We start from the raw sequence: 24,120 nt of genomic DNA on the forward strand, positions 1-24,120 counted from the left end.
GCCGGGTAGACATTTTTTCAAATCTGTTCACGGATTTCGTTGACACCGACGCAAGCGGATTGTTCTATGGCTGAGTGAGCTTCGACACAATCATCCACAACGGCCGCTGGTTCGACGGCACCGGCGCGGCCTCAGCGGTGCGCACCATCGGAATTCGCGACGGGCACGTGGTGGCCATCTCCCCCGACGGTCTCGACGAGACGGACTGTCCACAGGTCATCGATGCCAGCGGCAAATGGGTCCTGCCCGGGATGCTGGACATCCACACGCATTACGACGTCGAGGTGCTGGGCGGCCCGTCGTTGTCGGAGTCCCTGCGCCACGGCGTGACCACGGTGATGCTCGGCTCCTGCTCGTTGTCGACCGTGCACGTCGGTGGGGCCGATGCGGGTGATCTGTTCGGCCGGGTCGAGGCGATCCCGCGCGATCAGGTCATCGCCGCGGTCGACAACCACAAAACCTGGAGCACCTGCGACGAATACGTCTCGGCCCTGGAATCGCTGCCACTGGGGCCGAACCTGGCCGCCTTCATCGGGCATTCCGACATGCGGACCGCGGTGATGGGCCTGGACCGGGCCACCCGAAAAGACGAACTGCCGACTGCCGCCGAACAGGCCCGCATGGAACAGATGCTGGCCGAGGCACTGGACGCCGGATTCGTCGGAATGTCCTCCCAACAACTGCTTTTCGACAAGATCGACGGAGACACGTGCCGGTCCCGCACACTGCCGTCGACCTATGCCCGGCCGCGCGAACTGCGCCGGCTCAAGTCGATGTTGCGCCGCGCCGGCCGGGTACTGCAGTCCGGGCCCGACATCCAGAACCCGATCAACCTGGTCTCGCAGGTGGCCCAGTCACTCGGGGTGTTCCGCAGACCACTCAAGACCAGCCTGCTCTCGGCCGCCGACATCAAGGCCAACCCGTATGCGATCTGGATCATGGGACCGCTGGCCCGGGCCGCCAACACCCTCGGCGGCAACTTCCGCTGGCAACATCTTCCGGTGCCGTTCGAGGTGTACGCCGACGGGATCGACCTGGTGGTGTTCGAGGAGTTCGGGTCCGGGGCGGCGGCACTGCACCTGCGCGACGAAGTCGAACGCAATGCCCTGCTGCGCGACGAGGCCTACCGCCGCCGGTTCCGCAAGGACTACGACAGCAAGTTCGGCGTGCGTGTGTGGCACCGCGACTTCTTCGACGCCGAGATCGTGGCGTGCCCCGACGTATCCGTGGTGGGCAAGTCGTTCGGTCAGGTCGGCCAGGACCGCGGCGGCCTGCATCCGGTCGACACCTTCCTGGACCTGGTACTCGAGCACGGCAGCGCGATCCGCTGGCGGACCACGATCTCCAACCATCGACCCGAGGTACTCAAGAAGCTGGCCCGCGACCCGGGCATCCAGCTCGGCTTCTCCGACGCCGGGGCCCACCTGCGCAACATGGCCTTCTACAACATGGGGCTGCGGCTCCTGCGGCATGTTCGCGACGCCGAACGGGCCGGCACCCCGTTCATGTCGATCGAGCGGGCGGTACACCGGTTGACCGGTGAACTCGGCGACTGGTACCGGATCGACGCCGGACACCTGCGTATCGGAGACCGCGCCGATGTCGTGGTGATCGACCCCGAGCACCTCGACAACTCTCTCGACGCCTACGCCGAGGAAACCGTCGACCACTACGGCGGCCTGTCGCGGATGGTGAACCGCAACGACCAGACCGTCACCGCGGTTCTCGTCGGCGGAAAAACAGTGTTCGCCGACGGCGCGCTCACCCCGGTGGTAGGCCACGAACGCACCGGCCGGTTCCTACGCGCCGGCGACCGCGCCGGCGCTCCGTCCGTCGAGAAAGGCCAATTGACCAGTGCCCGTTGAAGACACCGTTCGCAGCATGTGGAAGGCCCTGTCGGACCGAAACTGGGAGCTGCTCAAGACGTACCTGTCCGATGACTGCATCTACCTGGACATGCCGGTCGGTCCGGCCGCAGCGGCCAAGGGGCCCGAGGACATCGTCAAACGCCTCAAGATCGGCCTGCAACCACTGGCCTCCTATGAGAACTTCTCCGGCCTGCTGGTGCACAACGGGGCCGATGCCATGTACGAGCACCATGAGGAATGGCATTGGCCCAGTGGAGAATCCGCGGTGCTGAAGTTCGTCACCGTACACCGCGTCGAAAACGGCAAGGTGACACTGTGGAAGGACTATTGGGACATGAGCGCGCTGGCCGACCATGCCCCGCCCGACTGGATGGAGAACTTCGCCACCGCCGACATGTCGTGGGTGTTCGACGCCACCGGACTGGTCTGAGCGACGCGGGCAACCGGGTCAGTCGGTAGCAAACACCAGGCAGAAGGGATGCCCGGCCGGGTCGCGAAAGACGCGGAAGTTGTTCTCGCCGACGGCATCGGTGACCCGGGTGGCGCCCAGGGCCAGCACCGCCCGCTCGGCCACGTCGGGATCGTCGACCAGGATGTCGAGGTGCATCTGCTGCGAGCCTCGCGGGTCGGGAAAGACCGGAGGCTCGTGCTGCGGGGACTGCTGGCACGCCACCCTCCGACCGTCCGGATCCGTCACCACCACCCAGGTTTCATCCTCGGTGGTGATGTCGCCGCCGAGCAGCCCGGCATAGAACTCGCCCAGCGCCTGGGGGTTTCGGGTGTCCAACACGATGGAGCGAAGTCGTCCGATCATGGCGGCTGGATTGCCGGGAAGACGGTTCGACAAACCAACGCGGGTCAGAGTGTCAGCTTGCAGGTTTGGCCGATGTCGAGCGTGCGCAGCACGCGGCCCATGCCGAGCCACATCGCACACGACAGCGCCAGGTCGGTGAGCAACTCGGCGTCGAACTGCTCGCCGGCCCGGTCCCAGAAGTCCTCATCGTCGCGCAGTTCGGTGTGGCCGGTGGCGAAGCGATGGGCGAACTCGGCGGCGATCCGCTCCTGTGCGGTGTAGCCGGGCCAGGACTGCCATTCGGCGGCATGGTCATAGAGATCCTCGTCCACTCCCGCCGCGGCGCCTTCCGAATCACGGGTGTTCTGGCACACCGTGCATTCGTTGTCGAGCGCGATCACCATCCGGGCCAGTTCTCGAACCCGCAGCGGCAGCCGCCCCTTGGTGTACACCGCGTTGGTGAAGTTGGCCATCGCGGTGCCGATGTCAGGAGATTTGAGGATCCAGCCGGCCACGTCGTCGTCGGGGAAGTCTCCGATACGGCTCATGGCCGAATCGTACGCGCGGCAGGCTCGTTCACCGAACAAGTTCTAGTTTCTCGTCTTCGCGCCGGCCAGCTCAGGGGTCCGGTGGTCATCGCCCCAGTCCCGCTGCACCACAACCCGGTGCGCGATGCGCTCGAGGGCGGCCTCGACCTGGGACCGGTCCGGACGGCCTTCGAATGAGGGTGACTCCCCCAGCTTCTCGACGATTCGTCCCACCAGTGCGGCGGAGACTTCATCGACCTGACGAACGCCGCTCTGGGTCAGCCACAGGCTGTCTCCCGTGCGCAGCACGTAGCCGTCCTGCACCAGGCGGTTGAACGTCGGTTCGAGGACTTCGTAGGGCACGACGAGCCGATCGGCGATCTCGGTCAGTCGGGCCGAGCCGAACACCTGGCTGTGGCGGTAGATCTTGAGCAGGGCCCACAATCCGGCCACATCGAGTTCGCACCCCGGGCTCCCCGCGACCGTCCGCAACCGGATCTCGGGTGAACTGCGCATCAACCGGCTGATCACGGTCTCCAGCACCTGGTCCGCCGACTCGGCGCTCGGCATGCCGAAGCCTTCGCCCAGATCGGCCGCCAGCGTGGTCTCGGCCTCGAGCAACGGCACCTCCTTGAGGAAGAGGGCCACCACGAAGCCCAACAGCGCCACCGGCGCCGCGCACAGGAACACCAGATCCAGCGCGTCGGCGTAGGCGTTCACGATCGGCGCGGCGACCTCGGGCGGAAGCTCGTGCAGTGCCTTGGGTGAGGCGCCCGCGACGGCCGGGGCGCCACTGTCGGCCAGCGCACCGGGCAGCCGGTCGGAAAGGAACCCGGCGAACAGGGACCCGAAGATCGCAGCACCGAACGAACTGCCGATCGTCCGGAAGAACGTCACACCGGAGGTCGCCACTCCGAGATCGGCGAAACTCGACGTGTTCTGCACGATGAGGACCAGCACCTGCATGCACATGCCGATACCGGCGCCGAGGATCAACAGGTACAGCGACTGCAGCGAGATCGGCGTCGCGGCATCCATCCGGGACAGCAGTACGAAACCGACCAGCATGATCGCCGTTCCGGCGACCGGGTAGATCTTGTAACGGCCGGTGCGGCCCACCAGACTGCCGCTGACCGTCGAGGTGATCAGCAACCCGACCACCATCGGCATGGTCCGCAGCCCGGATTCCGACGGCGATACACCGTCGACGAACTGCATGAAGGTGGGCATGAACGTCAGCGCACCGAGCATGGCGAATCCGACGACCAGCGACAGCACACAGCACATCGAGAACACGGGGTTTCGGAACAGCCGCATCGGCAGGATCGGCTCGGCCGCCCGCATTTCGACCCGCACGAACATCGCCAGGGCCAGCACGGAGCCGATGACCAGTCCGATGATGGCCGGCGACGTCCACGCCACTTCGCCGCCGAGGCTGGTCGCCAAGGTCAGGCCCGATGCGCCGATCCCGACCCAGACGATCCCGGCGTAATCGATGACCGGTCGGGCAGTACGGGCGGCCAGCGCCGGGATGGTGGCGGCCGAGACCAGCAGGACGACGATGCCGACCGGGATGCTGAGCCAGAATGCCCACCGCCAGCCGAGGTGATCGGTGACGAAGCCGCCCAGCAGCGGACCGGCCACGGTGGTGACGCCGAACACCGCCCCGAGCGCGCCCTGATAGCGCCCCCGATCACGGAGCGGGATCACCTCGGCGATCAAGGCGGACGACGTCACCATGATCGCACCGCCGCCGATCCCCTGCAGGGCCCGCGCGGCGACCAACATCGCCATCGACCCCGACAGTCCGCTGAGGATCGAGCCGGCGAGAAAACACAGGACGGCGGTCTGGTACACCGCTTTGCGCCCGAAGATGTCGCCGACCTTGCCGACGACGGCGGTGACGACCGTCGAAGCCAGGAGGTAGCTGGTCACCACCCACGCCTGATGCCCGGCTCCGCCGAGATCGGCCACCACGGTGGGCAGAGCCGTGGCAACGATGGTCTGGTTGAGCGAGGCCAGCAGCATGCCGAGCAGAACGGCAACGAACACCAGGTTGCGTCTGCGCACGCTGAGCAGCGGCGCGCCGCCGGATGGCTGCTCGTCGGTTGTGGTCGGGCTCGTCATGACATCCTTTCGCCGGCCTCGGGTTCACACCTATATCGTTAGATAGGCTATGGAAGTTACACCACGAACAAAGCCGCCCCGGGCATCCGGTGGTTCACCGGCTACCCGGGGCGACCCGAGTTGAAAACGCCCGACGTGACGGTCTACTTGGGCGGCCGCGAGACGCACTGCGCGGCATACAGCGCGTCGCCCAGCTTGTCCATCAGCTCCAATTGCGTTTCGAGGTAGTCGATGTGACCTTCCTCGTCGGCCAGGATGGTCTCCAGGATTCCTGCCGAGGTGGCGTCCTGCTTCTCCCGGCACATGATGATCCCGGGCTTCAGTCGGGCCACCACCTCGTACTCGATCGCCAGGTCGGCCTCGAACTGCTCGCGCAGCGTCTGCCCGACCCGCAGGGAGAACAGCCGCTGATAGTTCGGCAGACCGTCCAACAGCAGGATTCGATCGGTGATGGTCTCCGCATGCCGCATCTCTTCGAATGATTCGGCGCGGGTGTGTTCGGCCAGTTCGGTAAATCCCCAATTGTCCTGCATCTTCGAATGCAGGAAATATTGGTTAATTGCGGTGAGTTCGCTCGTCAATTGCTCGTTGAGCAATTTCAGAACATCGGGATCGCCTTGCATCGTCACTCCTAAGCACCTTGAGGGCTGGTCAAGTGTTGCCATTTGCTGCGCACCCCCAATCTAGTGCAGAAAGGGCGTACCAAGGCAACGCTCAACACCGAATTCCGGCGTGTTCTCGCAAGATTGCCGCCCTGTCGGACCGCGCGCGGCGCCGCGTGGCCACGATGGGTGGACTGCCTGTCCTAACTAAGGTTAGACTCCGCTAACATACCGGACGCCCCCGAAAGAAAGGCCGATGAAAATGAGTGAGTACGATTTACACTCGCTCATTTTGTCGTGTGATTTCCGGGTCGACGACGTGGAACAGATGTGGAAATGGATGGAGAAACATCGTTCCGGTCTGCACTCTATCGGGGCCCACCATGTGGTGCTTTATAAATCAATTTGGGAGCCGGGCCGGGTACTGGTGACCATCGGCATCCGGCACGCCCGGTCGATCCGCGACGTCCTGCGCTCGCCGGCGATTTTCGAGTGGTTCGATATTTCCGGCGTCGAAGATATTCCACCGGTATTCGGCGGCGAAGTGGTGGAGAAGATCGATCTGACCGAGCCGTCCCCACGCGGGCATGTGGCCGGGGTCATCGTGGGCGCCGTGGCCACCGTCGACGACGTGCCCACCCTGATGCGCAAGGTGCACGACGGTCTCGACCGCTTCGAGCAGGGCGGCATCCGCAAGATCTGGGTGTACCAGGCGCTCGACGACGGCCAGGAAGTGATGATCCTGCAGGAGGTCTCCGACGAGATCAGTGCCCGCCAGTGGATCGACCACCCCGACGCGGCGGCCGAATGGATGACCACGGCAGGGTTCGGTGCGTACCCGAGCCTGTTCGTGGGCAAGTTGGCCCACATCATGGACGTCGACGAGCAGGACGGCTGATGTTCGTCTGCCTGTGCACCGGGACGACCAGTCAGGTCGTCAACGAGATCGTGGCCTCGGGCGCCACCACCTCCAAAGCCGTCGCCGAGGCCTGCGGCGCCGGTGCCGACTGCGGACGCTGCCGGCGCACAATCCGCGCCATCATCGCGGCTCACCAGGCCGACGAACGCCCCTCGCAGGTCAACGGCTGCCCGTCACGGGTCACCCGCTAGTTTTCCGATCGGCGAACTGCGCCAGCGCATCGGCATTGGCCGCCGCACCCACCAGCTCGACGAACAACGCCTTCTCGCGCTCGACAGCCGCCGAGATGGCATCCCGAATCGGGGCCACCATGGTCTGCTTGACCGCCATCAGACTCGAAATCGGCTTGGCGGCAAGGATTTCGGCGTGTCGCCGGGCCTGCGGCAACAGGTCGTCAGGGTCACACACCTGCCACACCAGGCCCATCTGGGCCGCCTGCGGGGCATCGATCCACTCCGAGGACATCAACAGCCAAGCGGCGTTCTGCTTACCGAGCAACCGCGGCATCAGGTAGGAGGACGCTGCCTCCGGGGCCACTCCGAGACTGGTGAACGGGCACTTCAGGCGCGCCGAAGACGACATGAACGCCAGATCGGCGAAGCCCAGGATGGTGGCACCGATGCCCACGCCGACCCCGTTGACCGCGCAGATCAACGGCTTCGGAAAATCCGCCAGGACCTCGATCATCCCGTAGAACCCGTGCTCACCCGGGGCGAAATCCGGATTGGCGATGCGATGTTGCATCTCGACGAGGTCATTGCCCGCGCTGAATGCGCGGCCGGCACCGGTCAGCAGCACCACCGCGACCTCAGGATCCTCGGCCGCGGCGCGCAGTGCCACCGTCACCTCGTCATACAGCGCCTCGTTGAACGCGTTGAGGGCGTCGGGGCGGTTGAGGGTCAACGTGCGAACCCGATTGTCGTCCTCGATCAGCAGGGTCAATTTTCACTCCTCGCGTGCGCGCCGTGGCCGCTGCAGCCTAACTAGAACACGTTTCACTCGGCGGGGGCGGGTCCGCCGAACGGCGTGACGTAGACGTAGCGACTGGTCGGCACGGTGTCGATGTTGGTGCTCGCGCCGAAGGCATCGGTACTGGCCACCATCCGGCGCATCCGGTCGGCGAGATCGGCGTCGTCGGCAGCGCCGAAGAACGCGTGCAGATCCGACACCGCAGCTTGCGGGAACAACTCCTCCACGATGCCGTCGATCGCGACCGCGTCGGCCGTGAGCGCGCGGACCACGGTGTTCTGGGTGTAGCCGAATGTGGCCTGGGTTTCGATGGCCACCGGGGTATGGTCGCGGTGCCAGCGGTGCAGCCAGGTCGCCGCGTCGAGTTCGGCCGGCCGGCGCAGCAGCGCGATGTTGGCCAGCCCGTCGGTGCGCTCCCCCGGTACCGTCGACGGTGCGGCCATCGGCACCGATTCGGTGACCAGATACGCCGCGAGCGAATCACACTCGCCGGCAAGCACTTCCAGCGCGCCTTCGACCTGCTCACCGTAGTACTGCCGGACCCACATGCTGACCACCGCGACCACCGGCGGATCCAGTGTCGTCAACGTCATCAGCGAATCACGCACCGCACCGTCGCGGACGTTGAGCGCCAACCCGGGCAGCCCGAGAGCCAGTAGTTCATCGCGGACCCGGGTTCGCAATCGGTCACACCACGGCTCGTCCGCCTGCGCGGCGCGCATCAGGACCATGACTTTCTCCACGATGGGAGAACCTACCGCCGCCCCGCTGGGCGCCACGCGCGGGCGGATGTGCCGCCGCAGCCGTGCAGCGAGTGAGAATGGACGGGTGCACACGGGTGGACAGGCAGCCGACGCACTCCGGCTCAGTACCCCCGACGCCGGTGCGGTGGCCCGCAGCCTGATCGGCGTCTTGGGCGTCACTGCCGTCGCACTGGCCGCCGGGTCAGGTGCGACGGCGATGTGGACACTCGGCGGCGCCATCATCGCCAGTGCCATCGCGCTGCAGCGCAGTCCCGGCGGCCGGATCCCCCTGGTGCTGGCCGGCACCGTGGAACTGGCCATCGCGGTGTTGATCGGCTCCCTCGTCGGCGGCCACAGTCCGGTGTTCATCGCCGTCGTGGCCCTCTGGTGCTTTGCCGCCGGCATGCAGTGGTCACTCGGCGCCAATGCCGGGCTCGTGGCCTCGGCAGCCAGCGCCTTGCTGGTACTCGCCCCACCGACCGCCTTCAACCTCGCCCAGTCCGTACTCGCGCCCACCCTGGTGGTCGTGGCCGGCGTGGTGCAGGCGGTACTGATCGCCGTCTGGCCACCGCGCCGTTGGCGCGTTCAGCGCGAGGGATTGACCCGGGCGTACCGCGCCTTGGCCGGTGATGCGCGCAACGTCGCTGCCGACTGCACCGCGACCGTCGACGACGCCCCGCTCACCTGGCTGCGAGAGGTCTTCGCCGACAGCCAGGTCAGCCAACGCCCCCGCGCCTACCACGGCGGCTACCGGCTGCCAGAACGCATCGCGGGCACCCTGGCCTCGCTGCGCTCCACCGCTGATCGGGACAACTCGAGCGACGACGGCGACCCATCGGCCGCCGAGTCCGGGCTGCCACAGCTGTTGACCGCCACCGCAGTGCTGCTCGACGCGATCGCCGACCACGGCCACACCGCCCGCCGGGACGCCGAACATGCCCTGGTGCGGGTTCGCACCGCCGCCGCCGCGGTGACCGGGCCCGAAGCCGCGCTGGCACAACGCCTGTGCGAACAGTTGCGCGAGGCCGCGGTGCTGCGGTTCGGCCAGTTACACCGGCCCGATCTGATCGGCTCGCTGGCCTCGGCGCCCGCTGTGGTCCGATCTCACCTGAGCTGGACCTCGCCGATCCTGCGGCACGCGATCCGGTTGTCGGTGACGACAGCGCTGGCCGTGGCCGCCGCCCGGTACGGCGGTCTCGAACACGGCTACTGGATGCCGTTGGCCGTGGTGGTGGTGCTGCGCCCCGAGACCGCGCACACCTACACCCGCTGCGCCGGACGGATGGCGGGCCTGGCGGTCGGGATCGTCGTGGCCTCGATACTCACCCTGTTGTGGCAGCCCGGACCGGTCGGCTCGGCGGTGTGCGCGGTGCTGTTCGTCGGGATCGCCTATGCGGTATCGCAGTTCGGCTACCTCGCCGTGGGCGCGACGGTCGGCGCGATCGTGATGTTCGCTGTCGGGGTCAGTGCCACGGCGCCCTGGGCGGGCAACACCGACCGACTGTTCGCGGTGCTGATCGGTGGCGGCTTCGCGGTGATGGCGCATGTGGCGCTGCCCGACCATGCCCTGATCCGGTTGCGTCAGCGCGCCGGCGAACTACTGATGACCGAGATCGACTATGCCGCACTGGTGATCAAGGCATTCGTGCACGAGATCGACCACCCTGCCGAGGTCCTGTCGGCAGCCTGGCAGCGGGCGTTCCGCGCACGGGCCGCCTTCGAAGCCGCGTGGGGTGCGACCAGCTTGGACCCGCCGATCCTGCGGCGCTGGTTGCGGTCCTACCGGACCGCGCTCAACTCGGTGACCAGCGCCTGCACCACGCTGGAGAACAGCCTGCCGACCCACCCGTCGTCGGCGTTGCACGGCGAGTTCGTCGCTGCGGTCGACGATTACGTCGAAGCGCTGCGCGGGGCACCACCGAGCCCCGCGGTGCCGTGGAGCCTGGACACCGCCGAACTGTCGACCGCGCTGCGGCGGCTGCACAACGTGGCCTCGACACTGTCCGCCGACAACGGTGCGGCGCGCATCCTGATCGGCGAGCTCGTCACGATCACCCGCAGCCTCGAAGAGATCGCGATCGACCGGGTGGCCGCGGCGGGTGAGTCGCGCTAAGCCTGTCCGCGCGCCCACTTCGGCAGGATGAAGACCCCCTCGGCCTCGGCCGTGATGCCTTGGGCATCTGAAACATGGCCTGACGCAAAGGCTTTGATTCCGTCGGTACGGGTGATCCGGCCCTCGGCGTGCAGATCCCCCAGCGGGGTGGCCCGCAGATACCGGATGGTCAGGGTGCCGGTGAACCGGGGCCGATCCGAGTCACTGGCAGCCACCTCCCCCAACACGTGGTCGAGCACCATGGCCACCATCCCGCCGTGGACATGGCCGGGTGGGCCTTCGTAGGCCGCGCCGACGTGAAAATCCGTCCGCACCCCACCGTCGGCTTCCTTGACGATCACCAACGGCGGCGCCATCGGATTCCGGATGCCGATCGCCGGGTTACCCCACGGCATCCGGTCGCCGTCGGAGGTGTAGCGGACCCCGAACGGTCCGTCGATCTGCCGGGCCTGCAACCGCGCCGTGGCATCGTCGATCTGGGCCCGCACGGCGGCGACCTCCTCGGCGTCGACCTCGGAGCGAATGGTGGCGTCGATCAGCGCGCGCACCGATCCGGCCAACGGCTCCCACACCGCCCGCAGACGCTGAACATCCGCGGACGTGAGCCCTTCGACATGGGTGTAACCCGGCATCTCAGCACTAGACCATGTTCGCCTCGCCGGTGTCGAGCCACCCGCGTACCGTCACGGTCGTGACGGATCCTGCTCAGACCGAACCCTATTACCGGCTCGGGTCCTATCACCGGCGGACGGACACCCCGTCGCGGCCGGCGCAGGTGTGGTTCGACCGCGGCATGGTGTGGTCCTACGCGTTCAACCACGAAGAAGCCGTCCGCTGCTTCGAACGCGCACTCGTCCTCGACCCGGATTTCGCGCTCGCCCGCTGGGGTATCGCCTACGCGGTCGGCCCCAACTACAACAAGGCATGGGAGGCCTTCGACCCGACGGATCTGCGCGCCTCACTCGACCGGGCCCGGGCCGAACTCGAACGGGCGGCCACCGGCCGCGCGAGCGCAGTGGAACGCGGGCTGATCTCCGCGCTGCACAAGCGATTTCCGACTGCCGACCCCGACGACACGGCGACCCTGTCCGCCGGACATACCGCATACGCCGAGGCGATGGCCACGCTCGCCCGGCACCATCCCGAGGACATCGACGTGCAGGCACTGGCCGCCGATGCCCTGCTCAATGTCACGGCGTGGGCGTTGTGGGACGGCCGCACCGGTGAGCCCGCCCCGGGATCGCGCGTGGTGGAGGCGAAACGCATCCTCGACGCGGCGCTGGATACCGCCGCCGGTCGCCGGCACCCCGGCATTCTGCACCTCTACATCCACGCCATGGAGATGTCGGCCACGCCCCAGGCGGCACTGCCGGCCGCGGATCTGCTGCGCGGGCTGGTGCCCGACGCCGGACATCTCCAACACATGGCCAGCCACATCGACGTGCTGTGTGGCGACTACCGCAGCTCGGTGACAGCCAATCTTGCCGCGGTACACGCCGACCGGAAGTTCGTCGCGCGCGAAGGCGCACTGAACTTCTACTCGCTCTACCGGGCCCACGACCTGCACTTCGTGGTCTATTCGGCGATGTTCGAAGGCAGTTCGCAGATCGCGCTCGACGCGGCCGAGGAATTGGCCGCTCAGCTCACCCCCGACGTACTGTCCGTCTCCTCGCCGCCGATGGCGGACTGGCTGGAAGCGTTCGTGCCGTTGCGAGTGCACGTGCTGGTGCGCTTCGGCCGATGGGATGACCTGATCGCTGAACCATTGCCCACCGATCCCGACCTGTACTGCACCACCACCGCGACAGTGCACTACGGCCGTGGCGTCGCCTACGCGGCCACCGGACAGATCGAAGCGGCCCGCGCCGAGCTGGTCGCTTTCCTCGCGGCCTACCGGCGTATCCCCGACACCCGCTACCTGTTCAACAACACCAGCCGAGACATCCTCGCCATCGCCGAACAGATGCTCCGCGGCGAGATCGCCTATCGAGAAGGCGATCACGAGACCGCCTTCTCCCAGCTGCGCCGCGCGATCGACCTCGACGACGCGCTGCCCTACGACGAACCGTGGGGGTGGATGCAGCCCACCCGGCATGCTTACGGCGCGCTCCTGCTCGAACAGGGCCGGGTCGAACAGGCCGCTCGCGTCTACGCCGCCGATCTCGGCCTGGACCCCACGCTGAGCCGGTCCAGCCAGCATCCCAACAACGTCTGGAGCCTGCACGGCTACCACGAATGCCTCCGGCGGCTGGGCCGCGACGCCGAGGCCGTCATCATCGGCCGGCAACTCGAGCTGGCGCTGGCCCGGGCCGACGTCACCGTGCGCGCCTCCTGCGCCTGCCGTCTGGACGTCGCATCTCCATGTTGCGGCGAGAAGTCCTGAGCGGGCCGGCGCGTAAACTCGGCCGAGTGGCCATCAGCGAGAACGACCTCGGTCAGTTGCGCCAATGCGTCGAGTTGGCCCGCGAAGCACTCGCCGACGGTGACGAACCGTTCGGATCGATCCTGGTCGACAACGCCGGCACGACGGTGTTCACCGATCGCAATCGGGTCAAGGGCGGCGACGCCACCCAGCATCCGGAATTCGCCATCGCCCGCTGGGCGGCCGAGCACATGAATCCCGATGAGCGCGCCAATGCCACGGTGTACACCTCCGGTGAGCACTGTCCGATGTGCTCGGCCGCACATGCCTGGGTGGGATTGGGCCGCATCGTCTATGCCACCTCCTCGGCCCAGTTGAGCCGGTGGTTGTCGGAATGGGGCGTGCCGGCCGCGCCGGTGGCGCCGCTGCCGATCACCACGGTGGCCCCCGGCATCGAAGTGGACGGGCCGGCCGGCGAACTCGCCGCGCCGATGAAGGACCTCTATGCGGCGAAGTTCCGTGTCTGAACCGCGGTGGGTGGCACACGCCATCTGGTGGCAGGTCTACCCACTGGGTTTCGTCGGCGCGTTCCCCGCCGATACCCCGCCGACCGCCGATGAGCACCGGTTACGGCGCATCGTCGGTTGGCTCGACCACGCCGTGCAGCTCGGCGCCTCCGGGATCGCGCTCGGCCCGATCTTCGCGTCCCGAACCCACGGCTACGACACCACCGACCATTTCCGCATCGACCCGCGCCTGGGTGACGACGACGATTTCGACCACCTGGTGGCCGAGGCCCGCCACCGCGGGCTGCGCATCCTGCTCGACGGGGTGTTCAACCACGTGGGCACCGACTTCGCCCGATACCGCGAAGCGCTCGACGGCGGCTCGGACCATCCGTCGTCGGCGTGGTTTCGCAGGCGCGGCAACACCTCTCGATTCGACACCTTCGAAGGCCACGACGAGCTGATCGCGTTGAACCACGACGATGCCGACGTGGCGGATTACACCACCGCGGTTCTGGAGCACTGGCTCGGCCGAGGCGCCGACGGTTGGCGCCTCGACGCCGCGTATGCGGTGCCCGACCAGTTCTGGGCGCGGGTGCTGCCCTCGGTCCGGCAGAAGTTCCCACACGCGTGGTTCGTCAGTGAGGTGATCCACGGTGACTACAAAGCGACCGTGCAGGCGTCGACGGTCGATTCGGTCACCCAGTACGAGCTGTGGAAGGCCATCTGGAGCAGCCTCAACGACGGCAACTTCCACGAACTGGACTGGGCACTCCAGCGGCACAACGACTTTCTCGACACATTCGTACCGTTGACCTTCATCGGTAACCATGACGTGACCCGGATCGCCAGCCAACTGGAGAACCCCACGCACGTCGAACATGCGCTCGCGGTCCTGCTGACCACCGGCGGCACCCCGAGCATCTACGCCGGTGACGAATCGGCGTACCGCGGTGTGAAAGAACAGCGGCGCGGCGGTGACGATGCGGTCCGCCCCGAATTCACCTCTCCCGCTGAGGATTCGGACGCTCTACGGCTACACCGGCATCTGATCGGACTACGCCGGCGCCACCCGTGGCTGCACACCGCGACCACCTCACCGTTGTTGCTGACCAACACGCACTACGTCTACCGGACCAGAGCCGGCACCGAATCGCTGATCGTGGCCCTCAATGGCGGCGATACGACACTGACATTGTCGTTACCCGATCTCGGTGTGCAGGCGGGCGTCGTCATCGCCGGATCGGGCGCGCCACCGCAGGACGAGATCAGCCACGCGGACGTTGCCCCACACGGCTGGTTGATCATCCAGCCGCACTGAGCAATTTGACGGTCACCGAGTGGATACACCTCATCTCGAGCTGTGACGAACCGGGCGCGGTCAAACGGGTCATCGCCGACCATGCCGCCAATATCGCGTACCCGCGTTATGTTTGGTTTCAATGTCTATTTTCGAGAAGGCAGCGTCTGAGCGAGCAGCGTCCGAGCCGGTAGCCTCCGCTCAGACCGAATTCTCCGCGAAATTCCGCCGGCGCAGCACGCTGTCGCGCATCAGTATCCAGTCCAAGCTCCTGGCGATGTTGCTGATCACCAGCATGCTTTCGGCGGCGGTGGTCGGTGTCATCGGCTATCAGTCAGGTCGGAGCTCGCTGCGGGACTCGGTGTTCGACCGGTTGACCGAGACTCGCGCGGCGCAGGCCAGGCAGTTGGAGTCCGAGTACCGCTACCTGAGGAACTCGCTGGTCGTGTATACCCGTGGGGCCACGGCGGCCGAGGCGACGGCGGCGTTTACCACGGCGTTCGACGAGTTGCGCAAGAAACCGGTCACGCCCGAGGAGCAGAAGGCCGTCTCCGATTACTACCGCAAGCGCTTCGACCGAAGCACCGATACCGCCTCGGGCAACCAGATCGACGTCGCGGCACTGATCCCGACATCGAATGCCCAGATCCACCTGCAAGCCGCCTACACGGCACCGTTTGACGACCGAGCCAAGGCGATCACCAGCGACGACGCGCGCGACGGAAGCGACTGGTCGGCGGCCAACGCCCGGTTCAACGACTACTTCCGCACGATCGTCACCCGATTCGGGTTCGAAGATGCCTTGCTTCTCGACACCCGCGGCAACGTGGTCTACAACGCCTACAAGGGGCCCGATCTGGGCACCAACATCTATACCGGGCCGTACAAGAGCACCGCGCTGACCCAGGCATACCAGCAGGCGATCGAGTCCAACGCCCTCGACTACATCGGCGTCACCGACTTCGGTGCCTACCTGCCCGCGAATGGCCCCACCGCCTGGATGGTCGCCCCGATCCGCACGGGCGACCGGGTGGCCGGCGTCCTGGCCCTGCAGTTCCCGATCCGCGGGGTGAACCGAATAATGACCGCGGGCAGCAAGTGGGAACGGGTCGGCATGGGTGAGACCGGCGAGTCCTATCTCGTCGGCCCGGACGGGCTGATGCGGTCGAACTCGAGACTGTTCATCGAAGATCCCGAACGCTTCGAACACGAGGTCGTCGAGGCCGGGACAGCCCCCGACGTGGCCGAGAAGTCCATTCGTCAGGGTGGCACCACGATGGTGCAACCGGTGGCCAACGAGGCGTCCCGGCTGGCGCAGCGAGGTCAATCGGGAACGCTCGTCGACATCGACTATCTGGGCAACGAGACCCTGATGTCCTACGCCCCGGTGCAGTTGCCCGGCCTGGACTGGGTAGTGGTGGCCAAGATCGACACGGCCGAGGCGTTCGCCCCGGTCACCTCGTTCACCCGCACCCTGGTGCTGTCCACCGTGGCGATCATCCTGGTGGTGTGTGTCGCCGCGATCCTGTTGGCCCGGTTCTTCGTCCGGCCGCTGCGCCGGCTGGAGGCCGGTGCCCACCAGATCAGCTCGGGTGAGCTGGGGGTCTCGCTGCCGGTTCTCTCCCGTGACGAATTCGGCGACCTGACAATCGCGTTCAACGAGATGAGCCGCAATCTGCGGATCAAAGAAGACCTGCTCGAGGAACAGCGTCACGAGAACGACCGGCTGCTGCTGTCGATGATGCCCGAACCGGTCGTCCAGCGATACCGCGACGGCGAGGAGAACATCGCCCAGGACCACCAGAACGTCACCGTCGTCTTCGCCGATCTGCTCGGGCTCGAAGAGCTTTCGGCCGATCTGTGCGCCGACGACCTGTTGGCGATGGTCAACAATCTGATCCGCGAATTCGATTCGGCAGCAGAGAATCTCGGTGTCGAACCGGTACGCACGTTACACAACGGCTACCTGGCCAGCTGCGGGTTGACCGTGCCCAGACTCGACAACATCCGCCGCACCGTGGACTTCACCATCGAGATGCAGCGCATCGTCGACCGATATCGCAACGAGTCCGGATACGACGTGCGGTTGCGTGCCGGCATCGACACCGGAACCGTGGGCAGCGGCCTGATCGGCCGGTCCAACCTGGCCTATGACATGTGGGGATCGGCGGTCGACCTCGCCTACCAGGTGCAGAGCGGGGCACCCCAAGCCGGCGTGTACGTCACCGACCGGGTACGTGAGGCCACGCAGGATGCCCGGCAGTTCACCTCCGTGGGATCGGTCACCGTCAACGATGTCGAAGTACCGATCTGGCGATTGGTGGACCGCCAGTCATGAGAAGTGTGCTCGAGACCGACTGGTTCTACTGGGCGTTGGCCGTGGCCGTCGGACTACCGGTCGGGCTGGTGGTGCTCACCGAGCTGCACAATGCACTGAGCCGACGCAGCAGCTACCTGGCCCGGCCGGTCGGTCTGCTGCGCAACTACATTCTTCCGCTCGCCGCACTGCTGATCCTGCTGATCAAAGGTGGGGAGATCTCGGCAGAGACCACCACCGTCCGGATCGTCGCCACCGTCCTGGGTCTCGTGGTGATGATCCTGCTGCTGTCCGGACTCAACGCGACCCTGTTCCAGGGCGCGCCGGAAGGCAGCTGGCGCAAGCGGATTCCGTCGATCTTCCTCGACGTGGCCCGGTTCGCGCTGATCGCCGTCGGGGTCGGCATGATCTTCGCCTATGTCTGGGGCGCCAACGTCGGCGGACTGTTCACCGCACTCGGGGTGAGCTCGATCGTGCTGGGCCTGGCCTTGCAGAACTCCGTCGGCCAGATCATCTCCGGTCTACTGCTGTTGTTCGAGCAGCCGTTCGAGCTCGGTGACTGGCTCGACACCCCGTCGGCGCGTGGACGTGTGGTCGAAGTGAACTGGCGCGCCACACACATCGACACGGGCAGCGGTATGCAGGTGATGCCGAACTCGGTGCTGGCCGGCGCCTCGTTCACCAACCTGAGCCGTCCGGCGTCGTCACACTCCCTCTCGGTCACCACGGTGTTCGGCACGTCAGACGCGCCCGACGAAGTGTGTCGGCTGCTGAACCAGATCGGCGGTCGGCTACCGCAGCGACGACCGGGCGCCGTGCCGACCTCGGTCGCCTTGGGCCGCAACGAATATCGAACGTCGATACCGCTGCGCTCACCCGCCGACGACGGCGCGGCCAGATCCACCTTTCTTCGCTGGGTCTGGTACGCAGCGAGGCGGGCCGAGTTGCATCTGGACGACGCGGTCGACGATTTCAGCACCCCGGAACGGATGGACAGGGCGGTACGCGAGATCGCGCCGGCGCTGCGGTTGAGCCACACCGAACAGCAGGACCTGCGCCGCCACTGCCGATTGGCCCGGTTCGGCGCCGGCGAACAGGTGCAGTTCGCCGGGGAGGTGCCGAGCCGGATGAGTTTCATCGTCGAGGGTCGGATCCAGGTGACAGTTGCGAGCAGAGACGGCTCGATCGCTCCGGTACGCGCCCTGATCGGCGGGGATTTCCTCGGCCAATCGACGTTGACCCGCGAGAAGACACTCGCGGACGGCCATGCGACCGTGGAAACCACGCTGCTCCAGGTGGAGCGCGACTTCCTGGAGCGGCTGGTATTGCGGAATCCGTTGCTACTTCAGGAGATCGGCCGGATGATCGAGGAACGTCGGGCAACCGCTCGCGAGGTGTCGACCTCCACTCCCGGGCCGGCTTCGGTCTCGGCACCGAGTTCCAATCGTTAGCCAACCGCGATCACGCACCGCGGCGCCGTTACCGGTGTGACTGGTGTGGCGCGTGGTTCACTTTGCTCACAAAGCGACGGCAAACGCTTGTGGCGAAGAAAGGTGGGTTGGTTGCCGTTATGAAGTTCCTCAGAAACATGCGTGGCACAGCGGGGTCTGCGCCGAAGATGTGGCTGCGCCGGTTGATGGTTGGAGCCGTTACGGCACTGGCGCTGCCCGGATTGGTCGGGCTCGTCGGCGGGTCGGCCAGCGCCGGCGCGTTCTCCCGGCCGGGATTGCCGGTGGAGTATCTCGACGTGTTCTCCCCGTCGATGAACCGCGACATCCGCGTCCAGTTCCAGGGCGGCGGACCGCATGCGGTCTACCTGCTCGACGGCCTGCGCGCGCAGGACGACTACAACGGCTGGGACATCAACACCCCGGCGTTCGAGTGGTACAACGACTCCGGTCTGTCGGTGGTCATGCCGGTCGGCGGGCAGTCCAGCTTCTACACCGACTGGTACCAGCCTTCGAAGGGCAACGGCCAGGACTACACCTACAAGTGGGAGACCTTCCTGACCCAGGAGCTGCCCACCTGGCTGGCCGCCAATCGCGGCGTGTCGCAGACCGGTAACGCGGTCGTCGGCCTGTCGATGGCGGGCAGCGCTGCGCTGACCTACGCGATCTACCACCCGCAGCAGTTCATCTATGCCGGAACACTTTCGGGCTTCCTGAACCCCTCCGAGGGTTGGTGGCCCATGCTGATCGGCCTGGCGATGAACGATGCCGGCGGCTACAACGCCGAGAGCATGTGGGGCCCGTCGACCGACCCGGCGTGGAAGCGCAATGACCCGATGGTCAACATCAACCAGCTGGTGGCCAACAACACCCGGGTCTGGATCTACTGCGGCACCGGCACCCCGTCGGATCTCGACGCCGGCACCAACGGCGGCAACCTGATGGCCGCACAGTTCCTCGAAGGTCTGACGCTGCGCACCAACATCACGTTCCGGGACAACTACATTGCGGCCGGTGGCACCAACGGGGTGTTCAACTTCCCGTCCAACGGCACCCACTCCTGGGGCTACTGGGGCCAGCAGCTACAGCAGATGAAGCCCGATATCCAACGGGTGCTCGGCGCACAGTCGGCCACCTAGAGATCCACCCACCCAGGGAGCCTGCCGTAACCCCCAGCGGCAGGCTCCCTGCTGGTGTGCGGGCGTAGTTTGGTGACGATGGTCCAGCCCTCGCCGACGCCCACGTCGAACACCCGGATGCTCGGCGGGGTCGCCGCCGCCGCGGTCGCGCTCGGCGTGGCGCAACTCGTCGGCGTCGGGTTCTCGTCACAGGCCGATCCACGCAGCGCGGTCGGCTCGGCGATCGTCGACCTGACACCCGGGCCGGTCAAAGAGTGGGCAATCCGAACCCTCGGTACCTCGGACAAACTTTTTCTGTCCGTCGCCGTACTTGTGGTGATCGCCACCGTCGCCGCCCTTGCCGCGACCTACGAAACCCGCCGCCGCCCGCTCGGCAGCGCGATCTTCGTCGTCGCCGGAATCCTCGGATGTGCGGCGGTGCTGTCTCGCGCCGGTGCGACTGCGCTCGACGTGGTGCCCACGGTGATCGGCACCGCCGCCGGGGTGGCCGTGCTGCGGTGGCTTGCCGGCCGGCTGTGGACCGCCCCGGCCGGCTCCCGCGATGCCTCACCCGATGACTCACCCGACAACGTCGACGCGGGCAGACGTGGCTGGCTGATCACCGCCGGCGTGCTCGGCGTCGGTGTCACCAGTGGAATCGTCGGCGCCGTAATCGGCAGATTGGTCACCTCGGTGGCCGCAGAACGTAACGGCGCAACGCTTCCGACACCGCGCGCGCCGGCGGCACCGGTGCCCGCGGACGTTCAGCCCACCGGCGTGGCCCTGCCGAGTTTCCTCACCGACAGTGCCGACTTCTACCGGATAGACACCGCGCTGAGCGTTCCGCAGCTCAGCCGTGAGGACTGGCGGCTACGCATCCACGGCATGGTGGACCGTGAGATCACCTACAGCTTTGCCGACCTGGACCGGTTCGAGGTCGTCGAGAAGGTCATCACACTGACCTGTGTGTCGAATCCGGTGGGCGGCGAGCTGATCTCGACGGGCATGTGGACGGGGTACCGCGTGGCAGATCTGCTGCGGGACGCCGGAATCCACCCGGAGGCAGACATGCTGCTGTCCACCGCCGTCGACGGGTTCACCGTGGGCACCCCGGTGCAGGCCCTGCACGACGGGCGGGACGCCCTGTTGGCGGTGGGCCTCAACGGTCAGCCGCTGCCGGTGGAACACGGCTATCCGGCCCGACTGGTGGTGGCCGGCCTCTACGGTTACGTGTCGGCCACCAAATGGGTGACCGACCTGGAGCTGACCCGGTTCGACCGGTCCGAGGCGTATTGGACCAAGCAGGGCTGGGCGCCGCGCGGTCCGATCAAGACCGAATCCCGTATCGACGTACCGCGACAGCGGCAGAAAGTGCCGCCGGGTCCGACGACCTTCGGCGGCGTCGCCTGGGCGCAGAACCGCGGCGTCCGCGCCGTCGAGGTCCGGATCGACGACGGCCCGTGGCTACCGGCCCAACTCGGAGCCGCGTATTCCGCTCAGACGTGGCGGCTGTGGAGCCTGCCCTGGCAGGCGAGCGACCCGGGAGACCACGCGATCACCGTGCGCGCCACCGACAACACCGGCGCGGTCCAGACCGCGGAGCAGGCCGCACCTGTGCCCGACGGCGCGACCGGGTGGCATTCGGTGACGTTCACCGTGGCTTAGCCCTGAGGACTTAGCCCCGCAGTTTGCGCCAACTGGCGACGGCGACCACCACCCCGATCACCGCGGTGATCGGGCCGATGACCGACCACGTGGTGGTGTTGCTCATCGGGCTGCCCTGCAGCACACCGAATCCTTGCAGCGCCCAGATCAGGCCGAACAGCGCCACGATGACGCCGATCGCGAGCGTCACGACAAATCCCCGGTTCATGGGTCGGATGCTAAGCGCCGGTCGAGGTCACACCGGCGGAGCAGACACACACCCGTCGACGGCCGGATCGGCCCGGCTGCCACCTCGGTCTGCGTTCACCCACGGCGAACCGTCCCACCGGGCAGGCCGGGAACAAACACCGAGCCGACAAGGTTGAGCGCATCAGACTGAACTTTGGAGGTTCGATGCCTGAACAAACAACGCCGAATGCGTTGCCGGTCCTGTTCCTGAGCGAGCCGATCGTGCTGCCCGGAATGGTGGTGCCCGTCGAACTCGACGACGCCGCCCGCACCGCGGTGGGCGCAGCGCAAGCCAGCGAGGCCGGAAAACTGCTGATCGCCCCGCGGTTGGACGACCGCTACCCCACCCACGGGGTGATCGCGTCGATCGTGCAGACCGGTCGCATGCCCGGCGGTGTGGAAGCTGCCGTCGTCCGCGGCGAACGCCGTGCCCACATCGGGTCCGGGACCACCGGCCCTGGCACCGCGCTGTGGGTCGAGGTCGAGGAGGTGGCCGACATCGACTCGAGTGAGGACACCAAGGCCTTGGCGGCCGAGTACAAGAAGCTGCTGCTGGCCATGCTGCAGCGTCGTGAGGCCTGGCAGATCGTCGACGTGGTCAACAAGATCACCGATCCGTCGGCCCTGGCCGACACGGCCGGGTACGCCTCATACCTGTCCGACGTGCAGAAGCGCGAACTGCTGGAAACCGTAGACGTGAGCCGTCGTCTCCGGTCGCTGATCGACTGGACCGGCGAGCACCTGGCCGAGGTCGAGGTGAACGACAAGATCGCCGAGGACGTCCGGGCCGGCATGGACAAACAGCAGAAGGAATTCCTGCTGCGCCAGCAGCTCAACGCCATCCGTAAGGAACTCGGCGAGTTGGGACCTGACGGCCAGGAAGGTGAAACCGATTACCGGGCCCGCGTCGAAGCGGCCGATCTGCCGGACAAGGTCCGCGAGGCGGCACTGCGCGAGGTCGGCAAGCTGGAACGGTCCAGCGAGCAGAGCCCCGAGGGCGGCTGGATCCGCACCTGGCTGGACACCGTCCTGGACCTGCCGTGGAACGAGCGCACCGAAGACTCGACCGACCTCAAGGGGGCACGGGAAATTCTGGACGCCGACCACCACGGGCTGGACGACGTCAAAGACCGCATCGTCGAGTATCTGGCCGTGCGGGCCCGCCGCGCCCAGCGCGGCATGGCCGTCGTCGGCGGACGCGGTTCCGGCGCGGTGATGGTGCTGGCCGGTCCACCCGGGGTCGGCAAGACCTCGTTGGGTGAATCCGTCGCGCGGGCGCTGGGTCGCAAGTTCGTGCGCGTCGCCCTCGGCGGTGTGCGCGACGAGGCCGAGATCCGCGGTCACCGGCGCACCTACGTCGGAGCCCTGCCCGGACGCATCGTGCGGGCCATCGGCGAGGCGGGTTCGATGAATCCCGTTGTGCTGCTGGACGAGATCGACAAGGTGGGTTCGGACTACCGGGGCGATCCGTCGGCCGCGCTGCTGGAGGTGCTGGACCCGGCGCAGAACCACACGTTCCGCGACCACTACCTGGATCTGGACCTGGACCTGTCCGACGTGGTGTTCCTGGCGACGGCCAACGTCATCGAGAACATCCCGTCCGCCCTGCTGGACCGCATGGAGCTGGTGCAGATCGACGGCTACACCGAGGACGACAAAGTCGCCATCGCACGTGACTATTTGTTGCCACGGCAGGCCGACCGAGCCGCCCTGACCGCCGATGAGGTGACGGTGACCGACGCGGCGTTGCGCAAGATCGCCGCGGACTACACCCGCGAGCCGGGCGTTCGGCAGTTCGAGCGGCTGCTGGCCAAGGCGTTACGCAAGGTGACCACGAAACTGGATTCCACCGAGGCCCCGGTCATCGTGGACGAGCCGGATCTGGTCGAGTACCTGGGCCGTCCGAGGTTCACCCCCGAATCCGACGAGCGCACCGCGGTGCCCGGGGTGGCGACCGGCCTGGCCGTCACCGGTCTGGGTGGCGACGTCCTCTACATCGAGGCCAGTGCGAACGACGGTGAAGCGGGACTGGCACTCACGGGCCAGCTGGGTGATGTGATGAAGGAATCGGCGCAGATCGCGTTGTCCTACGTGCGCGCCCACGCCGAGCAGCTGGGTGTCGATCCGAAGGCGCTGGACCGTCGCATCCACGTGCACGTGCCCGCCGGCGCGGTGCCCAAGGACGGTCCTTCGGCCGGCGTCACGATGGTCACCGCACTGGTCTCGATGGCCACCGGACGTCAGGTCCGCGGTGATGTCGGGATGACCGGCGAGGTCACGCTCAACGGCCGGGTGCTGCCGATCGGCGGGGTCAAACAGAAGCTGCTGGCGGCACAGCGGGCGGGATTGAAGACCGTGTTCATCCCGGCGCGCAACGAACCCGACCTGGACGAGGTGCCGGCCGAAGTGCTCGAAGCGCTGGAGGTCAAACCGATGACCGACGTGGCCGACATCATCGCCGAGGCGCTCGAGCCGATGCGAGAGGCGGCATCGGTCGCCGCATAGTGGGTATCCC

The 24,120-nt window shown here is 66.9% G+C and carries 21 protein-coding genes; 13 read left to right on the forward strand and 8 right to left on the reverse strand.

The genetic code is table 11. The annotated features are described in order from the left end of the window. Positions 1-74 precede the first annotated feature (74 nt). Positions 75-1,865 carry an amidohydrolase family protein gene (locus tag A5740_RS11230; protein ID WP_076194048.1) on the forward strand — a complete coding sequence of 597 codons (1,791 nt, stop codon included), beginning with the start codon at positions 75-77 and terminating at the stop codon, positions 1,863-1,865. Positions 1,866-1,881: 16 nt separating this feature from the next. Continuing rightward, positions 1,882-2,298 carry a nuclear transport factor 2 family protein gene (locus A5740_RS11235; RefSeq protein ID WP_175616223.1) on the forward strand — a complete coding sequence of 139 codons (417 nt, stop codon included), beginning with the start codon at positions 1,882-1,884 and terminating at the stop codon, positions 2,296-2,298. Positions 2,299-2,316: 18 nt separating this feature from the next. Here the strand turns inward: A5740_RS11235 and A5740_RS11240 are convergent, their stop codons facing one another. The 4 genes from A5740_RS11240 to bfr all read right to left on the reverse strand — a co-directional run bounded on the left by A5740_RS11240 (position 2,317) and on the right by bfr (position 5,938). Further along, a complete protein-coding gene (locus A5740_RS11240) occupies positions 2,317-2,682 on the reverse strand; it encodes a VOC family protein (RefSeq protein WP_076194051.1) in 366 nt (121 codons plus the stop codon). Positions 2,683-2,726: 44 nt separating this feature from the next. After that, a complete protein-coding gene (locus A5740_RS11245; protein ID WP_076194053.1) occupies positions 2,727-3,209 on the reverse strand; it encodes a carboxymuconolactone decarboxylase family protein in 483 nt (160 codons plus the stop codon). A gap of 42 nt (positions 3,210-3,251) precedes the next feature. Then, positions 3,252-5,315, reverse strand: a complete 2,064-nt coding sequence (locus tag A5740_RS11250) for an MDR family MFS transporter (protein ID WP_076194055.1) — start codon at positions 5,313-5,315, stop codon at positions 3,252-3,254. Between the two features lie 143 nt (positions 5,316-5,458). Next, entirely contained in the window at positions 5,459-5,938 is a 480-nt protein-coding gene (gene bfr / locus A5740_RS11255) for a bacterioferritin (protein ID WP_067768758.1), read from the reverse strand. Between the two features lie 241 nt (positions 5,939-6,179). Between bfr and A5740_RS11260 the strand changes: the two genes are divergently transcribed. Both A5740_RS11260 and A5740_RS11265 read left to right on the forward strand, forming a co-directional pair. Then, positions 6,180-6,815, forward strand: coding sequence for a fatty-acid--CoA ligase (locus A5740_RS11260; RefSeq protein ID WP_076194056.1), 636 nt, complete (start codon positions 6,180-6,182; stop codon positions 6,813-6,815). Further along, positions 6,815-7,027, forward strand: coding sequence for a bacterioferritin-associated ferredoxin (locus A5740_RS11265; protein WP_076194058.1), 213 nt, complete (start codon positions 6,815-6,817; stop codon positions 7,025-7,027). Before A5740_RS11260 ends, A5740_RS11265 begins: the two co-directional genes overlap by 1 nt. Here the strand turns inward: A5740_RS11265 and A5740_RS11270 are convergent. Together A5740_RS11270 and A5740_RS11275 are read right to left on the reverse strand one after the other, a co-directional pair. Beyond that, the gene (locus A5740_RS11270; protein ID WP_076194060.1) at positions 7,017-7,778 is read right to left on the reverse strand and encodes an enoyl-CoA hydratase/isomerase family protein; all 762 of its coding nucleotides are present in this window, start codon (positions 7,776-7,778) and stop codon (positions 7,017-7,019) included. The two genes, A5740_RS11265 and A5740_RS11270, sit on opposite strands and share 11 nt — an antisense overlap. A 53-nt stretch (positions 7,779-7,831) precedes the next feature. Then, entirely contained in the window at positions 7,832-8,548 is a 717-nt protein-coding gene (locus tag A5740_RS11275) for an EthD domain-containing protein (protein WP_076194062.1), read from the reverse strand. An 85-nt stretch (positions 8,549-8,633) separates the two neighbouring features. On the opposite strand from A5740_RS11275, the gene A5740_RS11280 reads away from it, so the two are divergent. Next, positions 8,634-10,661 (forward strand): FUSC family protein, encoded by a 2,028-nt coding sequence (locus A5740_RS11280; RefSeq protein ID WP_076194064.1) that lies wholly within the window; start codon positions 8,634-8,636, stop codon positions 10,659-10,661. Here the strand turns inward: A5740_RS11280 and A5740_RS11285 are convergent. Beyond that, positions 10,658-11,293, reverse strand: coding sequence for a PaaI family thioesterase (locus tag A5740_RS11285; protein ID WP_076194066.1), 636 nt, complete (start codon positions 11,291-11,293; stop codon positions 10,658-10,660). The two genes, A5740_RS11280 and A5740_RS11285, sit on opposite strands and share 4 nt — an antisense overlap. 14 nt (positions 11,294-11,307) lie before the next feature. Here A5740_RS11285 and A5740_RS11290 point away from each other — a divergent pair, with 14 nt between their 5' ends. The 7 genes from A5740_RS11290 to A5740_RS11320 all read left to right on the forward strand — a co-directional run bounded on the left by A5740_RS11290 (position 11,308) and on the right by A5740_RS11320 (position 21,377). Then, entirely contained in the window at positions 11,308-13,044 is a 1,737-nt protein-coding gene (locus tag A5740_RS11290; RefSeq protein WP_076194067.1) for a tetratricopeptide repeat protein, read from the forward strand. 26 nt (positions 13,045-13,070) lie between these two features. After that, positions 13,071-13,550, forward strand: coding sequence for a nucleoside deaminase (locus tag A5740_RS11295; RefSeq protein ID WP_076194069.1), 480 nt, complete (start codon positions 13,071-13,073; stop codon positions 13,548-13,550). Beyond that, a complete protein-coding gene (locus tag A5740_RS11300) occupies positions 13,543-14,850 on the forward strand; it encodes an alpha-amylase family protein (RefSeq protein ID WP_076194070.1) in 1,308 nt (435 codons plus the stop codon). The genes A5740_RS11295 and A5740_RS11300 overlap by 8 nt, the downstream gene beginning before the upstream one ends. A 121-nt stretch (positions 14,851-14,971) precedes the next feature. After that, positions 14,972-17,167 carry an adenylate/guanylate cyclase domain-containing protein gene (locus A5740_RS11305; RefSeq protein ID WP_217696693.1) on the forward strand — a complete coding sequence of 732 codons (2,196 nt, stop codon included), beginning with the start codon at positions 14,972-14,974 and terminating at the stop codon, positions 17,165-17,167. After that, positions 17,164-18,597, forward strand: a complete 1,434-nt coding sequence (locus A5740_RS11310; RefSeq protein WP_076194072.1) for a mechanosensitive ion channel domain-containing protein — start codon at positions 17,164-17,166, stop codon at positions 18,595-18,597. The genes A5740_RS11305 and A5740_RS11310 overlap by 4 nt, the downstream gene beginning before the upstream one ends. Positions 18,598-18,716: 119 nt before the next feature. Continuing rightward, positions 18,717-19,733 (forward strand): esterase family protein, encoded by a 1,017-nt coding sequence (locus A5740_RS11315; RefSeq protein WP_371454744.1) that lies wholly within the window; start codon positions 18,717-18,719, stop codon positions 19,731-19,733. 78 nt (positions 19,734-19,811) lie between these two features. Continuing rightward, a complete protein-coding gene (locus A5740_RS11320; RefSeq protein WP_254849145.1) occupies positions 19,812-21,377 on the forward strand; it encodes a molybdopterin-dependent oxidoreductase in 1,566 nt (521 codons plus the stop codon). 10 nt (positions 21,378-21,387) lie between these two features. Here A5740_RS11320 and A5740_RS11325 read toward each other — a convergent pair whose 3' ends face one another. Beyond that, positions 21,388-21,585 (reverse strand): hypothetical protein, encoded by a 198-nt coding sequence (locus A5740_RS11325; RefSeq protein WP_076194075.1) that lies wholly within the window; start codon positions 21,583-21,585, stop codon positions 21,388-21,390. A 185-nt stretch (positions 21,586-21,770) separates the two neighbouring features. Between A5740_RS11325 and lon the strand changes: the two genes are divergently transcribed. Next, positions 21,771-24,110 (forward strand): endopeptidase La, encoded by a 2,340-nt coding sequence (gene lon / locus A5740_RS11330; protein WP_076194076.1) that lies wholly within the window; start codon positions 21,771-21,773, stop codon positions 24,108-24,110. Positions 24,111-24,120: the final 10 nt, after the last annotated feature.

The organism is Mycobacterium sp. GA-1841 (genome assembly GCF_001954135.1).
Lineage (GTDB): Bacteria > Actinomycetota > Actinomycetes > Mycobacteriales > Mycobacteriaceae > Mycobacterium.

What these genes read in the sequence shown, in the direction of transcription:
- A5740_RS11235 (WP_175616223.1), top strand. Translation starts at nt 1,882, where the DNA reads ATGTGGAAGGCCCTGTCGGACCGAAACTGGGAGCTGCTCAAGACGTAC.
- A5740_RS11240 (WP_076194051.1), bottom strand. Translation starts at nt 2,682, where the DNA reads ATGATCGGACGACTTCGCTCCATCGTGTTGGACACCCGAAACCCCCAG.
- A5740_RS11245 (WP_076194053.1), bottom strand. Translation starts at nt 3,209, where the DNA reads ATGAGCCGTATCGGAGACTTCCCCGACGACGACGTGGCCGGCTGGATC.
- A5740_RS11250 (WP_076194055.1), bottom strand. Translation starts at nt 5,315, where the DNA reads ATGACGAGCCCGACCACAACCGACGAGCAGCCATCCGGCGGCGCGCCG.
- bfr (WP_067768758.1), bottom strand. Translation starts at nt 5,938, where the DNA reads ATGCAAGGCGATCCCGATGTTCTGAAATTGCTCAACGAGCAATTGACG.
- A5740_RS11260 (WP_076194056.1), top strand. Translation starts at nt 6,180, where the DNA reads ATGAGTGAGTACGATTTACACTCGCTCATTTTGTCGTGTGATTTCCGG.
- A5740_RS11265 (WP_076194058.1), top strand. Translation starts at nt 6,815, where the DNA reads ATGTTCGTCTGCCTGTGCACCGGGACGACCAGTCAGGTCGTCAACGAG.
- A5740_RS11285 (WP_076194066.1), bottom strand. Translation starts at nt 11,293, where the DNA reads ATGCCGGGTTACACCCATGTCGAAGGGCTCACGTCCGCGGATGTTCAG.
- A5740_RS11290 (WP_076194067.1), top strand. Translation starts at nt 11,308, where the DNA reads ATGTTCGCCTCGCCGGTGTCGAGCCACCCGCGTACCGTCACGGTCGTG.
- A5740_RS11305 (WP_217696693.1), top strand. Translation starts at nt 14,972, where the DNA reads ATGTCTATTTTCGAGAAGGCAGCGTCTGAGCGAGCAGCGTCCGAGCCG.
- A5740_RS11310 (WP_076194072.1), top strand. Translation starts at nt 17,164, where the DNA reads ATGAGAAGTGTGCTCGAGACCGACTGGTTCTACTGGGCGTTGGCCGTG.
- A5740_RS11315 (WP_371454744.1), top strand. Translation starts at nt 18,717, where the DNA reads ATGAAGTTCCTCAGAAACATGCGTGGCACAGCGGGGTCTGCGCCGAAG.
- A5740_RS11320 (WP_254849145.1), top strand. Translation starts at nt 19,812, where the DNA reads ATGGTCCAGCCCTCGCCGACGCCCACGTCGAACACCCGGATGCTCGGC.
- A5740_RS11325 (WP_076194075.1), bottom strand. Translation starts at nt 21,585, where the DNA reads ATGAACCGGGGATTTGTCGTGACGCTCGCGATCGGCGTCATCGTGGCG.
- lon (WP_076194076.1), top strand. Translation starts at nt 21,771, where the DNA reads ATGCCTGAACAAACAACGCCGAATGCGTTGCCGGTCCTGTTCCTGAGC.